The 13,288-nt window shown below is 56.7% G+C and carries 16 protein-coding genes, 1 tRNA gene and 1 pseudogene; 8 read left to right on the top strand and 10 right to left on the bottom strand.

Going from position 1 to position 13,288, the window contains the following annotated elements; translation table 11 throughout:
- Positions 1-3: 3 nt before the first annotated feature.
- From RX972_RS12910 to RX972_RS12895, 4 genes and pseudogenes are all read left to right on the top strand, one after another.
- Positions 4-288, top strand: a complete 285-nt coding sequence (locus RX972_RS12910; protein ID WP_099269095.1) for an addiction module antidote protein — start codon at positions 4-6, stop codon at positions 286-288.
- Between the two features lie 5 nt (positions 289-293).
- Positions 294-434: pseudogene (locus tag RX972_RS12905) on the top strand (HAD family hydrolase); the annotation flags it as partial.
- A gap of 215 nt (positions 435-649) precedes the next feature.
- On the top strand, positions 650-1,456 hold the full coding sequence (locus tag RX972_RS12900; RefSeq protein ID WP_316875844.1) for an alpha/beta hydrolase: 807 nt from the start codon (positions 650-652) through the stop codon (positions 1,454-1,456).
- Between the two features lie 269 nt (positions 1,457-1,725).
- Positions 1,726-4,020 carry an autotransporter outer membrane beta-barrel domain-containing protein gene (locus RX972_RS12895; protein ID WP_316875841.1) on the top strand — a complete coding sequence of 765 codons (2,295 nt, stop codon included), beginning with the start codon at positions 1,726-1,728 and terminating at the stop codon, positions 4,018-4,020.
- Positions 4,021-4,128: 108 nt separating this feature from the next.
- Here RX972_RS12895 and RX972_RS12890 read toward each other — a convergent pair whose 3' ends face one another.
- From RX972_RS12890 to RX972_RS12880, 3 genes are all read right to left on the bottom strand, one after another.
- A complete protein-coding gene (locus tag RX972_RS12890) occupies positions 4,129-4,371 on the bottom strand; it encodes a hypothetical protein (RefSeq protein WP_410478229.1) in 243 nt (80 codons plus the stop codon).
- Between the two features lie 498 nt (positions 4,372-4,869).
- Positions 4,870-5,292 (bottom strand): type VII toxin-antitoxin system HepT family RNase toxin, encoded by a 423-nt coding sequence (hepT, locus tag RX972_RS12885; RefSeq protein ID WP_316875839.1) that lies wholly within the window; start codon positions 5,290-5,292, stop codon positions 4,870-4,872.
- Positions 5,293-5,604: 312 nt separating this feature from the next.
- Positions 5,605-5,928: a hypothetical protein gene (locus RX972_RS12880; protein WP_316875837.1), complete on the bottom strand. Its 324-nt coding sequence runs from the start codon at positions 5,926-5,928 to the stop codon at positions 5,605-5,607.
- 148 nt (positions 5,929-6,076) lie between these two features.
- Here RX972_RS12880 and RX972_RS12875 point away from each other — a divergent pair, with 148 nt between their 5' ends.
- Positions 6,077-6,328 carry a helix-turn-helix transcriptional regulator gene (locus RX972_RS12875; protein WP_316875835.1) on the top strand — a complete coding sequence of 84 codons (252 nt, stop codon included), beginning with the start codon at positions 6,077-6,079 and terminating at the stop codon, positions 6,326-6,328.
- Entirely contained in the window at positions 6,325-6,507 is a 183-nt protein-coding gene (locus RX972_RS12870; RefSeq protein ID WP_316875833.1) for a helix-turn-helix transcriptional regulator, read from the top strand. Before RX972_RS12875 ends, RX972_RS12870 begins: the two co-directional genes overlap by 4 nt.
- Before the next feature lie 132 nt (positions 6,508-6,639).
- Here the strand turns inward: RX972_RS12870 and RX972_RS12865 are convergent.
- The 5 genes from RX972_RS12865 to dapA all read right to left on the bottom strand — a co-directional run bounded on the left by RX972_RS12865 (position 6,640) and on the right by dapA (position 10,336).
- Positions 6,640-6,729, bottom strand: a tRNA-Ser gene (locus tag RX972_RS12865).
- 93 nt (positions 6,730-6,822) lie between these two features.
- On the bottom strand, positions 6,823-7,536 hold the full coding sequence (gene purC, locus RX972_RS12860) for a phosphoribosylaminoimidazolesuccinocarboxamide synthase (protein WP_077571533.1): 714 nt from the start codon (positions 7,534-7,536) through the stop codon (positions 6,823-6,825).
- Positions 7,537-7,564: 28 nt separating this feature from the next.
- Complete coding sequence (locus tag RX972_RS12855; RefSeq protein WP_027899152.1) at positions 7,565-8,323, bottom strand: MBL fold metallo-hydrolase; 759 nt, start codon at positions 8,321-8,323, stop codon at positions 7,565-7,567.
- A complete protein-coding gene (bamC, locus tag RX972_RS12850) occupies positions 8,324-9,439 on the bottom strand; it encodes an outer membrane protein assembly factor BamC (protein WP_027899151.1) in 1,116 nt (371 codons plus the stop codon).
- A gap of 18 nt (positions 9,440-9,457) precedes the next feature.
- Positions 9,458-10,336 carry a 4-hydroxy-tetrahydrodipicolinate synthase gene (dapA, locus tag RX972_RS12845; RefSeq protein ID WP_122397127.1) on the bottom strand — a complete coding sequence of 293 codons (879 nt, stop codon included), beginning with the start codon at positions 10,334-10,336 and terminating at the stop codon, positions 9,458-9,460.
- A 326-nt stretch (positions 10,337-10,662) separates the two neighbouring features.
- Between dapA and RX972_RS12840 the strand changes: the two genes are divergently transcribed.
- Together RX972_RS12840 and RX972_RS12835 are read left to right on the top strand one after the other, a co-directional pair.
- Positions 10,663-11,226, top strand: coding sequence for a glycine cleavage system protein R (locus RX972_RS12840; protein ID WP_027899149.1), 564 nt, complete (start codon positions 10,663-10,665; stop codon positions 11,224-11,226).
- Positions 11,227-11,235: 9 nt separating this feature from the next.
- Positions 11,236-11,709 (top strand): peroxiredoxin, encoded by a 474-nt coding sequence (locus RX972_RS12835; protein ID WP_231675577.1) that lies wholly within the window; start codon positions 11,236-11,238, stop codon positions 11,707-11,709.
- 117 nt (positions 11,710-11,826) lie between these two features.
- Here RX972_RS12835 and RX972_RS12830 read toward each other — a convergent pair whose 3' ends face one another.
- Both RX972_RS12830 and RX972_RS12825 read right to left on the bottom strand, forming a co-directional pair.
- Positions 11,827-12,897 (bottom strand): AI-2E family transporter, encoded by a 1,071-nt coding sequence (locus RX972_RS12830; RefSeq protein ID WP_027899147.1) that lies wholly within the window; start codon positions 12,895-12,897, stop codon positions 11,827-11,829.
- A 36-nt stretch (positions 12,898-12,933) separates the two neighbouring features.
- A complete protein-coding gene (locus tag RX972_RS12825) occupies positions 12,934-13,185 on the bottom strand; it encodes a sulfurtransferase TusA family protein (protein WP_122807912.1) in 252 nt (83 codons plus the stop codon).
- Between the last annotated feature and the right edge of the window lie 103 nt (positions 13,186-13,288).

Genomic DNA, 13,288 nt, shown 5'->3' with positions numbered 1-13,288 from the left:
TAAATGTCCACTACCCTAGTGCCGTTTGATATGGCAGCGATCCTTGACAGCGACGAGGCGATCAACGAATACCTCTCCCAGGTTCTTGCTGATGGTGATACGGACGAACTGATTCGTGCCGTGGGCCATGTAGCAAAAGCACGTGGCATGGCTCAGATAGCCAAGGATTCAGGACTTGGCAGAGCCAGTCTGTACAAAGCTTTGGCTCCAGGTGCAAAGCCGCGCTTTGACACAGTACTGAAAGTATTAACTGCACTCGGAATCAAGCTGGTCACTCATCGTCCTTAACCAGAATCCCAGTCCGAGGTAACCATGCTCAACAACCGACTCTCTCGGCACTCCTGTTCGACCTGGACGGCACGCAGCTCAATTCAATCGTCGCCGCCGAGCGGGTCTGGAATCACTGGGCAGAACGTCATGCCGTTGACGCAGCATGAGATAGAGACGCAGCATGGGGCGCTGGCGAGTTATGAAGGGGTGACGGTGGTGGTTGATGCTGAGGGGTTGGGTCTTGTTCAGAACTGAACAGAAGTATTGTGCCAACTTTAGCTCTGAACTTGTCGGCATCCAACGTGCGTCATGACTTCTGATGAGTAGGCACTTTCCCTGTCGACGTGGGTTGGCCTGTTTCTGTAAAGCCTGGATGGTAATGATCAGCGCGCTTCTCATCGCCTGCCAATCGCCGCGCGAGGCACTACAACAACTCGCTGAAGAACACGGTCGGCAACTGGACGTCCTGCCAGGGCACCAGTTCCCACTGGTCATCCTTGCGCCACGTACCGCAGAAAAGTCGACTCGCCTGCGCGTCTACCTGGAAGGCGACGGCCACTCCTGGGCAACGGCCACTCAGCCTAGCCTGGATCCCAGCCCGCACAATCTGCTGGTGCCAAGGCTTGCGGTTAATGACCCGACACCCAACGCCTACCTGGCGCGCCCCTGCCAGTTCGTCATGGCAGCGGCCTGTCAATCAGCGCTCTGGACCCATCGACGTTTTTCCCAGGAAGTGGTCACCCGTCTTAGCCAGGCACTGGATCAGTTAAAACAACGATATGGCAACCGGGAGTTTGAAATCGTGGGTTATTCTGGGGGAGCCGCTCTCGCATTGTTGCTAGCGGCACAGCGCGATGATGTTACCCAGGTGCAAACCCTTGCTGGCAATCTAAGCCCACGGCTGTGGGCGACCATGCAAGGACTGTCGCCACTGGAGGGCTCACTGGATCCACTGGACTATCGTGATCGACTCGCCTCTTTACCCCAGCGTCATCTGATCGGAGAAGCAGACCCGGTTATTCCAGGTCGTTTGGCAGATGCGTACCAACAGGCGCTTGGCTCGCCGCTTTCCCAGTGCGTCTCTGTGCCCACAGTCAGCCATGATGCGGGATGGGAAACAACATGGCGCGCATGGGTGAAAACACCCCTTCAACATCAGAAGCCTGAGATTAAAGACGTCCCTTAGGTCAAGTTTTGGGCATGACTACAAAAACGACCATAAAGTTCCGCTCTCTGCTGAATAACCCGATAAAACCAATAAAAATAACTATCGAGTCGCATTTTTGCGCTTTTTTTTACCTCTCCCTGCAATTCAAAGATGAATTGTCCTACACAAATGTGTAAATTTTCCCCCGCTTGAATCAGCACTTAACTGACAAGCTGGCAGGGATGCCTAGAACAGACGCTGACGCGCCGGTTGTTCCCTGTCAGTTTCTGCCCTGTAAGGATACTGCCTTGAACATTTCCCATCTGCGCCGCTCGTTGCTCGCTCTCTCCGTCGCGTCTGCCACTGCCCATGCAGCACCTGCACCCGACTTCAACTATGACCTGAGCACCGGGGCATACAGCAGCTCCGGCGATGTCTTCAATAACGCCACCTTCACCGGGACGTCGCAAAACGCAGGTGTAGATCTGATCGACGTGACCCTGGAAGGCAGCCTGGTCAACCTGGGCAAGATTAACCGGATGGCTGCGAACTCCACCGACTTCCCTGCCGGTATCTCCCTGACCCTGAACTCCAATGTCGCTGGCGACCTGGTCAACCAGGGCGATATTACGGTGACCGGCAACGGTACCTCGGGGCTGGACCTGTACCTGGCGACCATCGCGGGTGAAGTGAATAACACCGGCAACATCACCGTCACGGGCGAAAATGCCAATGGCATGATGATTACGTCGACCCAGGCGAGCATCAACAACTCGGGCACTATCACCGCTCGCGGCCTCGACTCTGCCGGGATCGAGATCGAGAATGCTCGTTTCACCGGTCAGATGTCAGGTGCTCCCTTCAAGAGCAGTATCAACAACAGCGGGACGATCTCCGCAGACGGAATCGGTATCCACATTCAAAGTCTCGTCACCTCCTCCGATCCCTACTTCTCTATCAGGCAGACAGGTGGCCTGATCGAAGGCGGCACCGCAGCAATTCTGGCGGACGACAATGCCCCCGAGGCGTTTTTCTACTGGCAAGGTGGCAAGGTCAAGGGTGACCTGCTGGGCTTGAGCGGTGTGCTGGTGCAAGGCGACGCGATGTTCGATGGCTCGACCATCCGCTCCGGTTTTGTCGATATCGACGGTGGCCGCCTGACCCTGCTTCGCCCGCAGACTACGATCGTGGGCGACCTCGACATGGACAGCGACACCGCACGCCTGCGCCTGCTGCTGGACAACGACACACAGCCCAATACGCCGATCCTGAAAGTCACTGGCAATACCTTCTTCTCTCCAGGTAGCCAGGTCGAACTGCAGGCCCGTTCTGACGACTTCCGCACCTCGGCTCAGGGCACCCGCTACACCCTCATCAACTCTGGTACCTGGGAAGAGCCGCAAAACCTGTCCGTGGTTTCCTCCTCGGCACTGCTTGAGGTGAAGAACTTCGGCATTGAAGGCCAGGACGTGAAAGCACTGGTAGCCACTCGCAGTGATGAGACGATCACAGAAGACCTGCTGGGCGCTCGTGGCTCACGCAATGCAGTGAACGCCATCAAGCCGTTCAAAAACTCGGTCATGGGCCAGCTGGACGAAAGCGACCCGGTATTCCAGCGTTTCGCCAACGCCGCCACCAGCGAAGAACTGGCGAAACTTGCCGAAACCCTGACCCCGGACGTCAGCCGTGGGGCGATCAACGCCGCCACCAACAGCCAGAATCTGGTCAGCAGTGCCGTCAATCGCCGCGCCAGCAAAGCACGCAACGGCCTGTCCTCGGGTGACGTCCTGGCAAATCAAGGCGTATGGCTACAGGCGCTGTCAAGCGACGCCAATCAGGATAGCCGCCACGGTATCGACGGCTACGACGCCAACACCAACGGCATCGCCGTGGGTGCCGATGGCAAACTCAATGCCGATACCACCGTGGGCCTGGCTTACAGCTACCTGACCAGCGACGTCAAATCTGACCTGGGCAACAAAACCGATGTTACCGGTCATGCACTGACCCTGTACGGCAACTGGGCACGTGACAACTTCTTCGTCGACACTTCGCTGATGTATGGCTGGAACGACAACGAGTCCAAGCGCTACATCGCGGGCACTCGCGCCAAGGCCGATTACGACAGTGAGATCTTCGGCGTGAATGCACTGGCAGGCTACACCTTCCAGCTCGACAAGCAGTGGGTGGTAGAGCCGCAGGTCGGTGCGCGCTACGCCAACGTATCGATTGATTCGTACCGTGAAAAAGGCAGCTCGGCCGCCCTCAACGTCGGCAGCCAACGCTATGAAATCGGCGAGATGGGCTTAGGTGCCCGCCTCGCGGCCGCGTTCGACGTTGGCGTGGGCAGCCTGGAGCCGGAAGCCAAGCTGATGGCCTGGCACGACTTCATCGGTGACAAGGCCGGCACCACCTCCACCTTCGTACTCGGCGGTACGCCGTTCACCACCACCGGCGCAACACCGGCCCGCGACAGCTACGAGCTGGGACTGGGCGCCAACTACCGCGTGGGCGCGTGGAGCGTAGGTGGGACGTACAACTACCTGACCAGCAGCGGCTTCGACGCCGACACCTTCACCGCGAACGTGCGTTACGACTTCTGATTGACGTGTTTGCTTGAAACAACGAAGCCCGCCGATGCGGGCTTTGTTGTTTCAGTTTGAGCTGAGGGATCAAGCCTCACCAGGGGCTGACCATAAGACTGAGTGTGCTCAGTTAAGTAGCCTGGCCAGCAACAGCGTTACCGTGGACACTGCGCCAATCATGCCGATGGCAATTGCGACGGGATACCAGAAAATTTCGCGAGTCATTTTGCGAGCTTCAGCATTAAGCCTGGTTTTTTCAGCACCGAGCTTGTCAGCCTCCAAAACGAGCTTGCGCGCTTCGGCTAACATTTTGTTGATCTCGGCTTTGGTTTTTTCGAGCTCGGTTTCAGTCATGGCGCGTTCCTGCATGATTTCCCCTGAAATGAGCGCCTATATAAGCCTGCGCCCCTGAAACTGATTTCCCTCGTTATGCCGAGTGGATTCAGGTTCATCTTCAGCCAATTCCAATTGGCGACCGCGGTAGTTATTCATATCTCCCCGCTTTCGACTATCAACCAGAGGAAAATAGGACGATTCCTACACTTCAACGGGACTGCGTTAGCAGATTGACTTGAGCGAACCCTCTGTTTGCCCGCAAGCCGATTGACGACGTGGTGACTTGGACCTCACAGAACTTGTGGGAGCGAGGCTTGCCCGCGATTCAATCGCCGCGAAGCATCAGGCACACACAAACAGCGCCCTCTATCCGTCTAACCCATCACCCCAATTCACGCATCAATACCCCACCGTCTACGCCGAGTGCCAACGCTCGCCGAAATGACAAATCTGCGTAATCCATAAAAAGTCGCGCCAGATGATTAAGCGCTACCTCCTGCGTTCAATGCCTACAACGAGAATTTGCTGTCGCTATTGAGCGCCAGCATCCCTGCGCAGGACTGCCGAACTGAACAAAATGAAATCGCCCAAATGCTGAGTGATGATTGCGACAGTGCCAGGCAACTGAAGAGTTTGATACTGGTGAACCGCGACATATCGGAATCTCACCATATCTTTCATTACGGGTAGCAATCGCGCCTCAAGCCATCCGCAGCAATGAAGAAGCTCAAATACATCAATAGCGCTCTTGGGAATGCCAAGGTTCTCACGGCGAACCAGATGCTCCCCCATCGCTAACGCCGCGCTACAGGCCCGAGTAATGTTGAGAATTGCAGCATCCTGACGGGACATATCCATAGCGAAGGAAGCCGGTTCGCTCCGATACTCCTCCCAGGCTCGCTCGACACATCGCGCAATTATTTCGGCTTTGGCAACCAACAAACCATCTGCCATGAATTCCTCTTATCAAACAAACTACAACTATCTGGTTTGGAATGCTTTTCTGTAGGAGTGAGCTTGCTCGCGATGGCGTCAGGACAGGCCATATCTTCATTGAGTGACAGACCGAATCGCGAGCAAGCTCACTCCAGGGTCCGTGTTTGCTACGCGACAGCGCGGTGCCAGGAACACCGGGGCGACTCCTACGATATGGCCTAGCATCCTGCTTCAACTTGACTCCCTCAATAGCAGCAGTCAGTTTTGGGAAACGCCCTACGCAAGCGATGTCCTTCCCTTACAGCGCAACTACAAGACGATCACTTCAAGTCATTCATCGACCCCCAAACGTCTGCGCCGAGCCACCAACGCTCGCCGAAATGATAAATCTGCGTAGTCCATAAAAAGCCGCGCCAGATGATTAAGCGCCACCTCCTCGCCTTCACTGCCCACAACGAAGTCGAAGCCTAAGGCACGTTTGTTCTCGTCGGGTAGATCATCCCAACTGGTCATGAGGTAGGCGTACATGGAGCTGACGACTTGCAGCTTGGTCAACGGAGCTTGAGAGTTACGACCTAAAAGCCCGGCAGAGCGAGTCATGGCGTTACGTCGAGCTGCTTGCTTGGGAAAGCGTGAGAGTTTTGGTTTTTTCATAAATTGTGTCCTTTCAGCTAAGCCTTCCGAGATTTATTACGTCCGTGCAGACCTCCAGCCATGCGCGGAATCAAAACCAAGAATATCCGAAAATCAGATATCTGAAAATCAGTTATAGCTTACGCCGCTGTTCAACAGGAACGGCCACATGACTAAAGCAATCTATAGAAGAGAACATCAGATCCTGATCAAGCTGCTGCGAACGATCAGAGAGAACGCAGACCTGACCCAATCGGAGTGCTCCACAGCACTTGGTCGACCGCAGTCATTCATGAGCGATGTGGAAAAAGGATCACGACGCCTGGACCTGATTCAACTGCGGGATTTGTGTGCGGTGCTTGGCTATGCGTTGCCGCAGTTTGTGAATGAGTATGAAGAGGCGCTGGCGTTGGGAGAGTGAAGACCATCCACAATACCCCCTACCAGTCCCTCCTGCCCCTTCTCCTGAAAGCGCGAGTAGAAGCAGGCTTGACCCAAAAAGAGCTGACCACGAAATTGGGACGACCGCAATCCTTCGTATCGAAGACAGAAAATGCCGAGCGGAGGCTGGATGTGATTGAGTTTATGGATTTGTGTTGAGGGATGGATGTGGATCCGCACGAGTTGCTGATTCGTCTGGAAAAGATGATCGCCGAATAATAATTGCTCCGCAACTTTCCTAGCGCACACAAAAAAGCCCCAGAAGCATAACTTCTGGGGCTTTCATTTGTATGGCGGAGAGATAGGGATTTGAACCCTAGGTACTGTCGCCAGTACAACGGATTTCGAATCCGTCCCGTTCGGCCACTCCGGCATCTCTCCAACGGCGCGCATCATAACAGTTCAATTGCAGAAGGCGATACCTTTTGCTGATTTTTTTTCGTGCTATCAAGCGCTTGCGTTACTTTTTCCGTCTTAGAGCGGTACGCCCAGACGGTTGGCGACTTCTTCGTAGGCTTCGATAACGTCACCGAGGCCCTGGCGGAAGCGGTCTTTGTCCATCTTCTTCTTGGTGTCCTTGTCCCACAGGCGGCAGCCGTCCGGGCTGAATTCGTCGCCCAGGACGATGGAGCCGTCGCTGAAAACACCGAATTCGAGTTTGAAGTCGACCAACAGCAGACCAGCGTCATCGAACAGTTTGCTCAGGACTTCGTTGACCTTGAGCGACAGTTCTTTCATGCGAACCAGTTGCTCGGCGGTGCCCCAACCGAATGCCACGACGTGGGATTCGTTGATAAACGGGTCGCCTTTGGCGTCGTCCTTCAAGAACAGCTCGAAGGTGTATGGGTTGAGCTTGAGGCCCTCTTCGACGCCGAGGCGCTTGACCAGGCTGCCGGCGGCGTAGTTACGCACGACGCATTCCACCGGGATCATGTCGAGCTTTTTGACCAGGACTTCGTTGTCGGCCAGCAGTTTGTCGAACTGGGTAGGAATGCCTGCAGCTTCGAGCTTCTGCATGATGAAGGCGTTGAACTTGTTGTTCACCATGCCTTTACGGTCCAGCTGTTCGATGCGCTTGCCGTCGAACGCCGACGTGTCGTTACGGAACAGCAGGATCAAGCGGTCAGCGTCGTCGGTCTTGTAAACCGATTTGGCTTTGCCGCGGTAGAGTTCTTCACGTTTTTCCATGATGGGCTCCGCTTGCTAAGTAGTTGGGCTAGGCGATATGTCGCCAGTCGAGCCCTGAATCTTGATCGGCCAATTGTAACCAGTCCGGATCGCACCCGAGGGTGTCGACGAAACATTGCCGGGCCAGATGCGGCAGGTTGTTCTTGCTGCTGAGGTGGGCCAGTACCAGATGTTGCAGGTCTTGCCAGCCCAGCTCGTTCACCAGGCTTGCGGCCTGATGGTTGTTCAAATGTCCTTCGCTGCCACCGACCCGCTGCTTCAGGAAGTATGGGTAGTGACCGCGAGCAAGCATGTCCCGGCAGTGGTTGGACTCGATCATCAAGGCGTCCAGGCCGTGGTAGCTTTGCAGCACCGTCGGGCAGTACGACCCCAGATCTGTCAGCAGGCCGAAGCGACGCGTGCCGTCGGTGAAGACGAACTGCGTCGGTTCAAGGGCATCGTGAGCGACGGACACCACATGGATGTTCAACGCCCCCAGTTGCAAATCCTGGCCGCCTGCCAGATACCCGGCGACTTCAACAGGCTTGCGCAACCCTCTCGCCGTGCCGCTACTCATGTACACCGGAAGATTGTAGCGCCGAGACAGCAAACCCACGCCATGCACGTGATCGGCATGTTCGTGGGTCACCAGAATCGCGCTCAACTGATGCGCGCTAAGCCCTAGCCGCGCCAGTCTTCGTTCGGTTTCCCGCAGGGAGAAACCACAATCCACCAACACATGGGTATTGCCGCTGGCTACCAGCGTGCCATTCCCTTGGCTGCCGCTGCCTAATACTGCGAAACGCACTTAACCCAGGTTGTCTTGAATGACACCCAGTACGCGACGGGCAACATCTGCCGGCGCGACGGTGTTGATGTTCTTCTCGACGGTAACCTGAACGTTGTCACCCACCTTGCTCAAGCGCACTTGATAACGCTCGGCACGGGCATCGATCTCTTCCTTGGTTTCCTTGCTGCCGAACAGGCGGCCGAAGAAACCAGGCTTGTTCTCAGGCGTATCAGCCCGCTCTGCCAGGTTGATGTAGTACAGACCCAGGCTGCGGTTGATGTCTTCAACGCGCCATTCACCCTGATTCAGGGCTCGACCTACGCTGGACCATGCGCGATCCAGATCCGAACCGACGTTCAGAACCGGGTTGCCGCTACCGTCTTCGCTCAAGGCGACACGACTTGGGGTGTCGTAGTCACGCGCTGCCAGCAGCGATACGGAACCGCCCTGGGCAGAGCTGCGGCTCAGGCTGGCCAGCATGTCATCGGTCAGTGCGGCATCGAGTGCCACGTTGGTAGCGCGATCAGTGAACGGGACATCAGCGGTGCTACCCGCTGGGCGCTCGGCGCTCACCACGTAGATTTCACTGGTGTTGCGCTGCACGCCTGGCTCGATACGCACTCGCACGCGAGTTTCAGCATCAGAGGCCGTGCCACTCGCGCTCAGGCGCTTGGCAACGGCAGCGGACAGCTCGTCCAGACGCTGCCAGGTAGTGCTGAACTCACCGGTCTGCGGGCGATCTTCGGCGATACGGAAACCGTTATCCTCGAAATATTGATGCGCGACGGGCCAGACTTCGGCAGGCGCACGCTGAGCGAGCACCCAGCTGTTGTTGCCACTCTTCTGCAGGCTGAAGTCGCTGGAGTCAGCTACGGTCGACAGCGGTTGCGGGCGAGGAACTACGAATTCGCCTTTAGCAGTGTCGTCCGCCACGTTGCGCGGGATCGGCAACAGAGGATCGAGACGCTTGGTCTCGGAGACACCCGGCGGAATCTGCATCGGTGCAGTTTGCTGTGCTTCGAGGTAATCGCTGCCACGGTCACGGAAGTAACCATCTTCACCCCAGAGCCAACCGCAACCGCTGGTGCTGGAGATAATCAAGGCAAGTGCGGAAAGTCCGGCCAATCGCTTCATTGCGTAATGCTTCCTCAATTAAACCAGAACGCCGGACTGGCGCAGGGCCTGACGCAGCGGTTCGTGACAGGCCTGACTCAGCCAGGTGAGCGGCAGACGGATACCGTCCGGCATCAAACCCATTTCGTTCAGGGCCCATTTCACGGGGATAGGGTTGGATTCGATAAACAGGGTCTTGTTGAGCGGCATCAGTTTTTCATTGATGGCCCGCGCAGTCTCGGCATCCCCGCGCATGGCGGCGGCACACAGCTCGCTCATGGCGCGCGGTGCAACGTTGGCCGTTACGGAAATATTGCCCTTGCCGCCCAGCAGAATCAGTTCGACCGCCGTAGGGTCATCACCGGAATACACCAGGAAGTCGCTGCTGACACCGGCCAGAATGGCCTTGGCACGCTGCAGGTCGCCCGTAGCTTCTTTAATACCGATGATATTCGGCACCGTGGACAGGCGCACGACGGTTTCAGGCAGCATGTCGCAGGCTGTTCGGCCTGGCACGTTGTAAAGAATCTGCGGGATATCGACCGCTTCGGCGATAGCCTTGAAGTGCTGATACAGCCCTTCCTGGGTCGGCTTGTTGTAATACGGCGTGACCAGCAGGCACGCATCGGCGCCAGCGCGCTTGGCGTTGTTGGTCAACTCGATCGCTTCACGCGTGGAGTTTGCGCCGGTACCTGCGATGACAGGAATACGACCTGCAACCTGGTCGACCACACGACGGATCACTTCGATGTGTTCGTTCACATCGAGCGTGGCCGATTCACCTGTGGTGCCAACGGCAACAATGGCGTTGGTGCCTTCTTGCAGGTGGAAGTCCACCAGTTTGCTCAGGCTGTCCCAGTCCAGACGTCCCTGTGCATCCATGGGTGTGACCAGTGCCACCATACTGCCCGCAATCATGCAAACCGCTCCTGCCGGAAAAAGAGAGCGGTAATGGTACTGGCGCTATCAGCCTAGTACAAGCGAAGTACCACGCTGTGAGCATTCCCCTGAGCGATGGTTTTCGCTACCCTTCGTTCTTTGATCGGTACTGGTCATCTGCGCGCCTCCTTCAATCGGTCGATTTTATCGTCAGAACCCCTGCTCCAGCGCTGTTGCAGCATGCCTTTGGTAATCAGGCAGACGCACTCCGCCAGAAGCTGCGGCGGGTGTCTGGCGCTGTTGATCGTCGATTCGGTCCTGCAAGCCAATAAATGTACCGACCGCTCATCATCTAGGAATGCTGCATGTCGTCCACCCCCACAGTTCGCGAACAATTCCTTGTCATCAGTGCCCTTGGCGCAAACCCAATGGAGCTGACCAACGTCCTGTGCCGTGCCAGTCACGAAAGTCGTTGCTCGGTTGTCAGCTCACGCCTGACCCGTCACGGCGAATACAGTGCGTTGATTCTGCAGGTCTCCGGTAGCTGGGATGCCCTGGCCCGCCTGGAAACCGGCCTGCCCGGCCTGTCCAAGAAACATGACTTCACTACCAGTGTGGTGCGCAGTGCCACGCTGGAAAGCCGTCCAGAGGCGCTGCCTTACGTGGCTTACGTCAGCTCGGCGTATCGCCCGGACATCATCAATGAGCTGTGCCAGTTCTTCATGGATCACAATGTGGAACTGGAAAACCTGATCTGCGATACCTATCTGGCACCGCAGACTGGTGGCACGATGCTTAACGCAACCTTCACCGTGACCTTGCCTGCGGGCATCCAGATCAGTTGGCTGCGCGATCAGTTCCTGGATTTCGCCGACGCACTGAACCTCGATGCACTGATTGAACCGTGGCGTCCGCAAGCTCCTATGTAAGGAAATCCCATGGCTGTAGCAGTAGATCAACCGGTTAGTGATTTTCAGGTGCAAGCCACCAGCGGGCAGGCAGTGAGCCTGGCCGAACTGAAGGGCAAGCAGGTCGTGATTTACTTCTATCCGAAGGACAGCACACCGGGCTGTACCACTCAGGGTCAGAACTTTCGCGATCAGCACGAGCAGTTTCAGGCGGCCAACACGCTGGTATTTGGCGTGTCGCGAGACAGCCTGAAGTCCCACGAGAACTTCAAGGCCAAGCAATCGTTCCCGTTCGAGCTGATTTCGGACAAGGACGAAGCCCTTTGCCAACTGTTCGATGTGATCAAGCTCAAGAAGCTATACGGCAAGGAATACCTTGGCGTGGATCGCAGCACCTTTTTGATCGACAAGGATGGCGTGCTGCGCCACGAATGGCGCGGTGTGAAAGTGCCGGGGCATGTGGAAGCCGTGCTGGAGAAGGCTCAGGCGTTGAATAAAGCCTGATCGACTCTGAATTGGCGTCGCCCCCATCACGGGCAAGCCTCGCTCCCACATATGGACGCAATCTCATGTGGGAGCGAGGCTTGGCCTGGGCGGCATTCCGACGATAAGGCTGGACACTTACAAAAGCGGTGCCACGGTCGGCTCCTGCCTTGGCCACGCATCCAGCACGGCCTTGAACAGCGTCGCCAGCGGAATCGCGAAGAAAATCCCCCAGAAGCCCCACAACCCGCCAAACAACAGGACCGCGCAGATGATTGCGACCGGGTGCAGGTTGACCGCCTCCGAGAACAGCAGCGGCACCAGCACGTTGCCATCCAGCGCCTGAATCACGCCATAGACCACCATCAGATAGATGAACTGGTCACTCCAGCCCCACTGAAACAAGGCGATCAGCGCCACCGGAACGGTTACCACGACCGCGCCGACGTAAGGCACCACTACGGAAATACCCACCAGCATCGCCAACAAGGCCGCATAGTTGAGGCCCAGCGCCACAAAACCGATGTAGGTCACTCCGCCACAGATAAATATCTCGATGACTTTGCCACGGATGTAGTTGGCGATCTGCCGATTCATCTCCTCGGCGACTCGGGTCATCAAAGCGCGCTCCCTTGGCAGGTAGCTGACCACCCAACGACCGATGAGACGCCGGTCCTTGAGAAAGAAGAACACCAGGATCGGCACCAGCACCAGATAGATCATGATATTCGCCAGCAGCGGCAGGCTCGACAACGAGAACGTCAGCGCCCACTGACCGAACTTGCCGATCTCGCCCCGCGCGACTTCAATGGCATGCAGCACTTGTTCGTCGGAGACCAGATGCGGGTAGCGCTCGGGCAACAGCAGCAATAACGACTGCCACTTTGCAAGCATGCCCGGCAGCTCGTTGAATAACGTGATCAGTTGATGCCAGAGCAGCGGCACCAGAACGAGCAAAAACACCAGTAGCGCGCCCATGAACAGCATAAAGACCAGACCAACAGCACCGGACTCCGGAACGCGAAAACGCTCAAGCAGGCTCACCAGCCCTTGCATCAGGAACGCCAGCACCATCCCGGCGAGCACCGGCGCCAGCATGCCGCCCAGCGTCAGAACAATGGTGAATGCCAGAAACAGCAACACTGCCAGTACCACGGCCTCTTCATCGGAGAAGTAGCGTTGTACCCAGTTGCGAAGCACGTTGAACATCAAGAATCCTTGTGAAAGCGGATGAGCCCCGGTGGGTTACGCCTTGCGCAGCCAATAGGTGTAGATCCCCGCGTCAGCTTCCTCATGAAGCAATTCATGGCCAGCAAGCCTGGCAAAGGAACGGAAGTCACGCTGGGATCCAGCGTCAGTAGCGATGACCTTGAGCACGTCACCTCGGGAAAGGCGGTTGAGCTCAAGCTTGGCCTTGAGCAGCGGCAGCGGGCAATTAAGGCCACTGGCGTCGACTTCGGCATCACAGCTTTCGGGGCGCGTTACAGCGTCAGACATCGTTTCTCTCCAGGCAGGCACATCAAATTGCCATGCGAAGGCAAAATGTTTTTTCAGATACGTCTTACAGCCCGGAAGAATACCGCACTCTGGTCATCAGGCC

This window comes from Pseudomonas syringae group sp. J309-1 (assembly GCF_032582135.1).
Classification (GTDB): Bacteria; Pseudomonadota; Gammaproteobacteria; order Pseudomonadales; family Pseudomonadaceae; genus Aquipseudomonas; species Aquipseudomonas quasicaspiana.
The sequence above is the reverse complement of the archived record's forward strand: the minus strand, read 5'-3'. Positions and strand labels throughout refer to the sequence as shown.

Coding starts and splice junctions, on each gene's coding strand:
- RX972_RS12890 (WP_410478229.1), bottom strand. CDS start 4,371: ATGCAGGAACGCGCCATGACTGAAACCGAGCTCGAAAAAACCAAAGCC.
- RX972_RS12840 (WP_027899149.1), top strand. CDS start 10,663: ATGTCGTCCACCCCCACAGTTCGCGAACAATTCCTTGTCATCAGTGCC.
- dapA (WP_122397127.1), bottom strand. CDS start 10,336: ATGATTGCGGGCAGTATGGTGGCACTGGTCACACCCATGGATGCACAG.
- RX972_RS12910 (WP_099269095.1), top strand. CDS start 4: ATGTCCACTACCCTAGTGCCGTTTGATATGGCAGCGATCCTTGACAGC.
- RX972_RS12880 (WP_316875837.1), bottom strand. CDS start 5,928: ATGAAAAAACCAAAACTCTCACGCTTTCCCAAGCAAGCAGCTCGACGT.
- bamC (WP_027899151.1), bottom strand. CDS start 9,439: ATGAAGCGATTGGCCGGACTTTCCGCACTTGCCTTGATTATCTCCAGC.
- RX972_RS12830 (WP_027899147.1), bottom strand. CDS start 12,897: ATGTTCAACGTGCTTCGCAACTGGGTACAACGCTACTTCTCCGATGAA.
- purC (WP_077571533.1), bottom strand. CDS start 7,536: ATGGAAAAACGTGAAGAACTCTACCGCGGCAAAGCCAAATCGGTTTAC.
- hepT (WP_316875839.1), bottom strand. CDS start 5,292: ATGGCAGATGGTTTGTTGGTTGCCAAAGCCGAAATAATTGCGCGATGT.
- RX972_RS12825 (WP_122807912.1), bottom strand. CDS start 13,185: ATGTCTGACGCTGTAACGCGCCCCGAAAGCTGTGATGCCGAAGTCGAC.
- RX972_RS12875 (WP_316875835.1), top strand. CDS start 6,077: ATGACTAAAGCAATCTATAGAAGAGAACATCAGATCCTGATCAAGCTG.
- RX972_RS12900 (WP_316875844.1), top strand. CDS start 650: ATGATCAGCGCGCTTCTCATCGCCTGCCAATCGCCGCGCGAGGCACTA.
- RX972_RS12835 (WP_231675577.1), top strand. CDS start 11,236: ATGGCTGTAGCAGTAGATCAACCGGTTAGTGATTTTCAGGTGCAAGCC.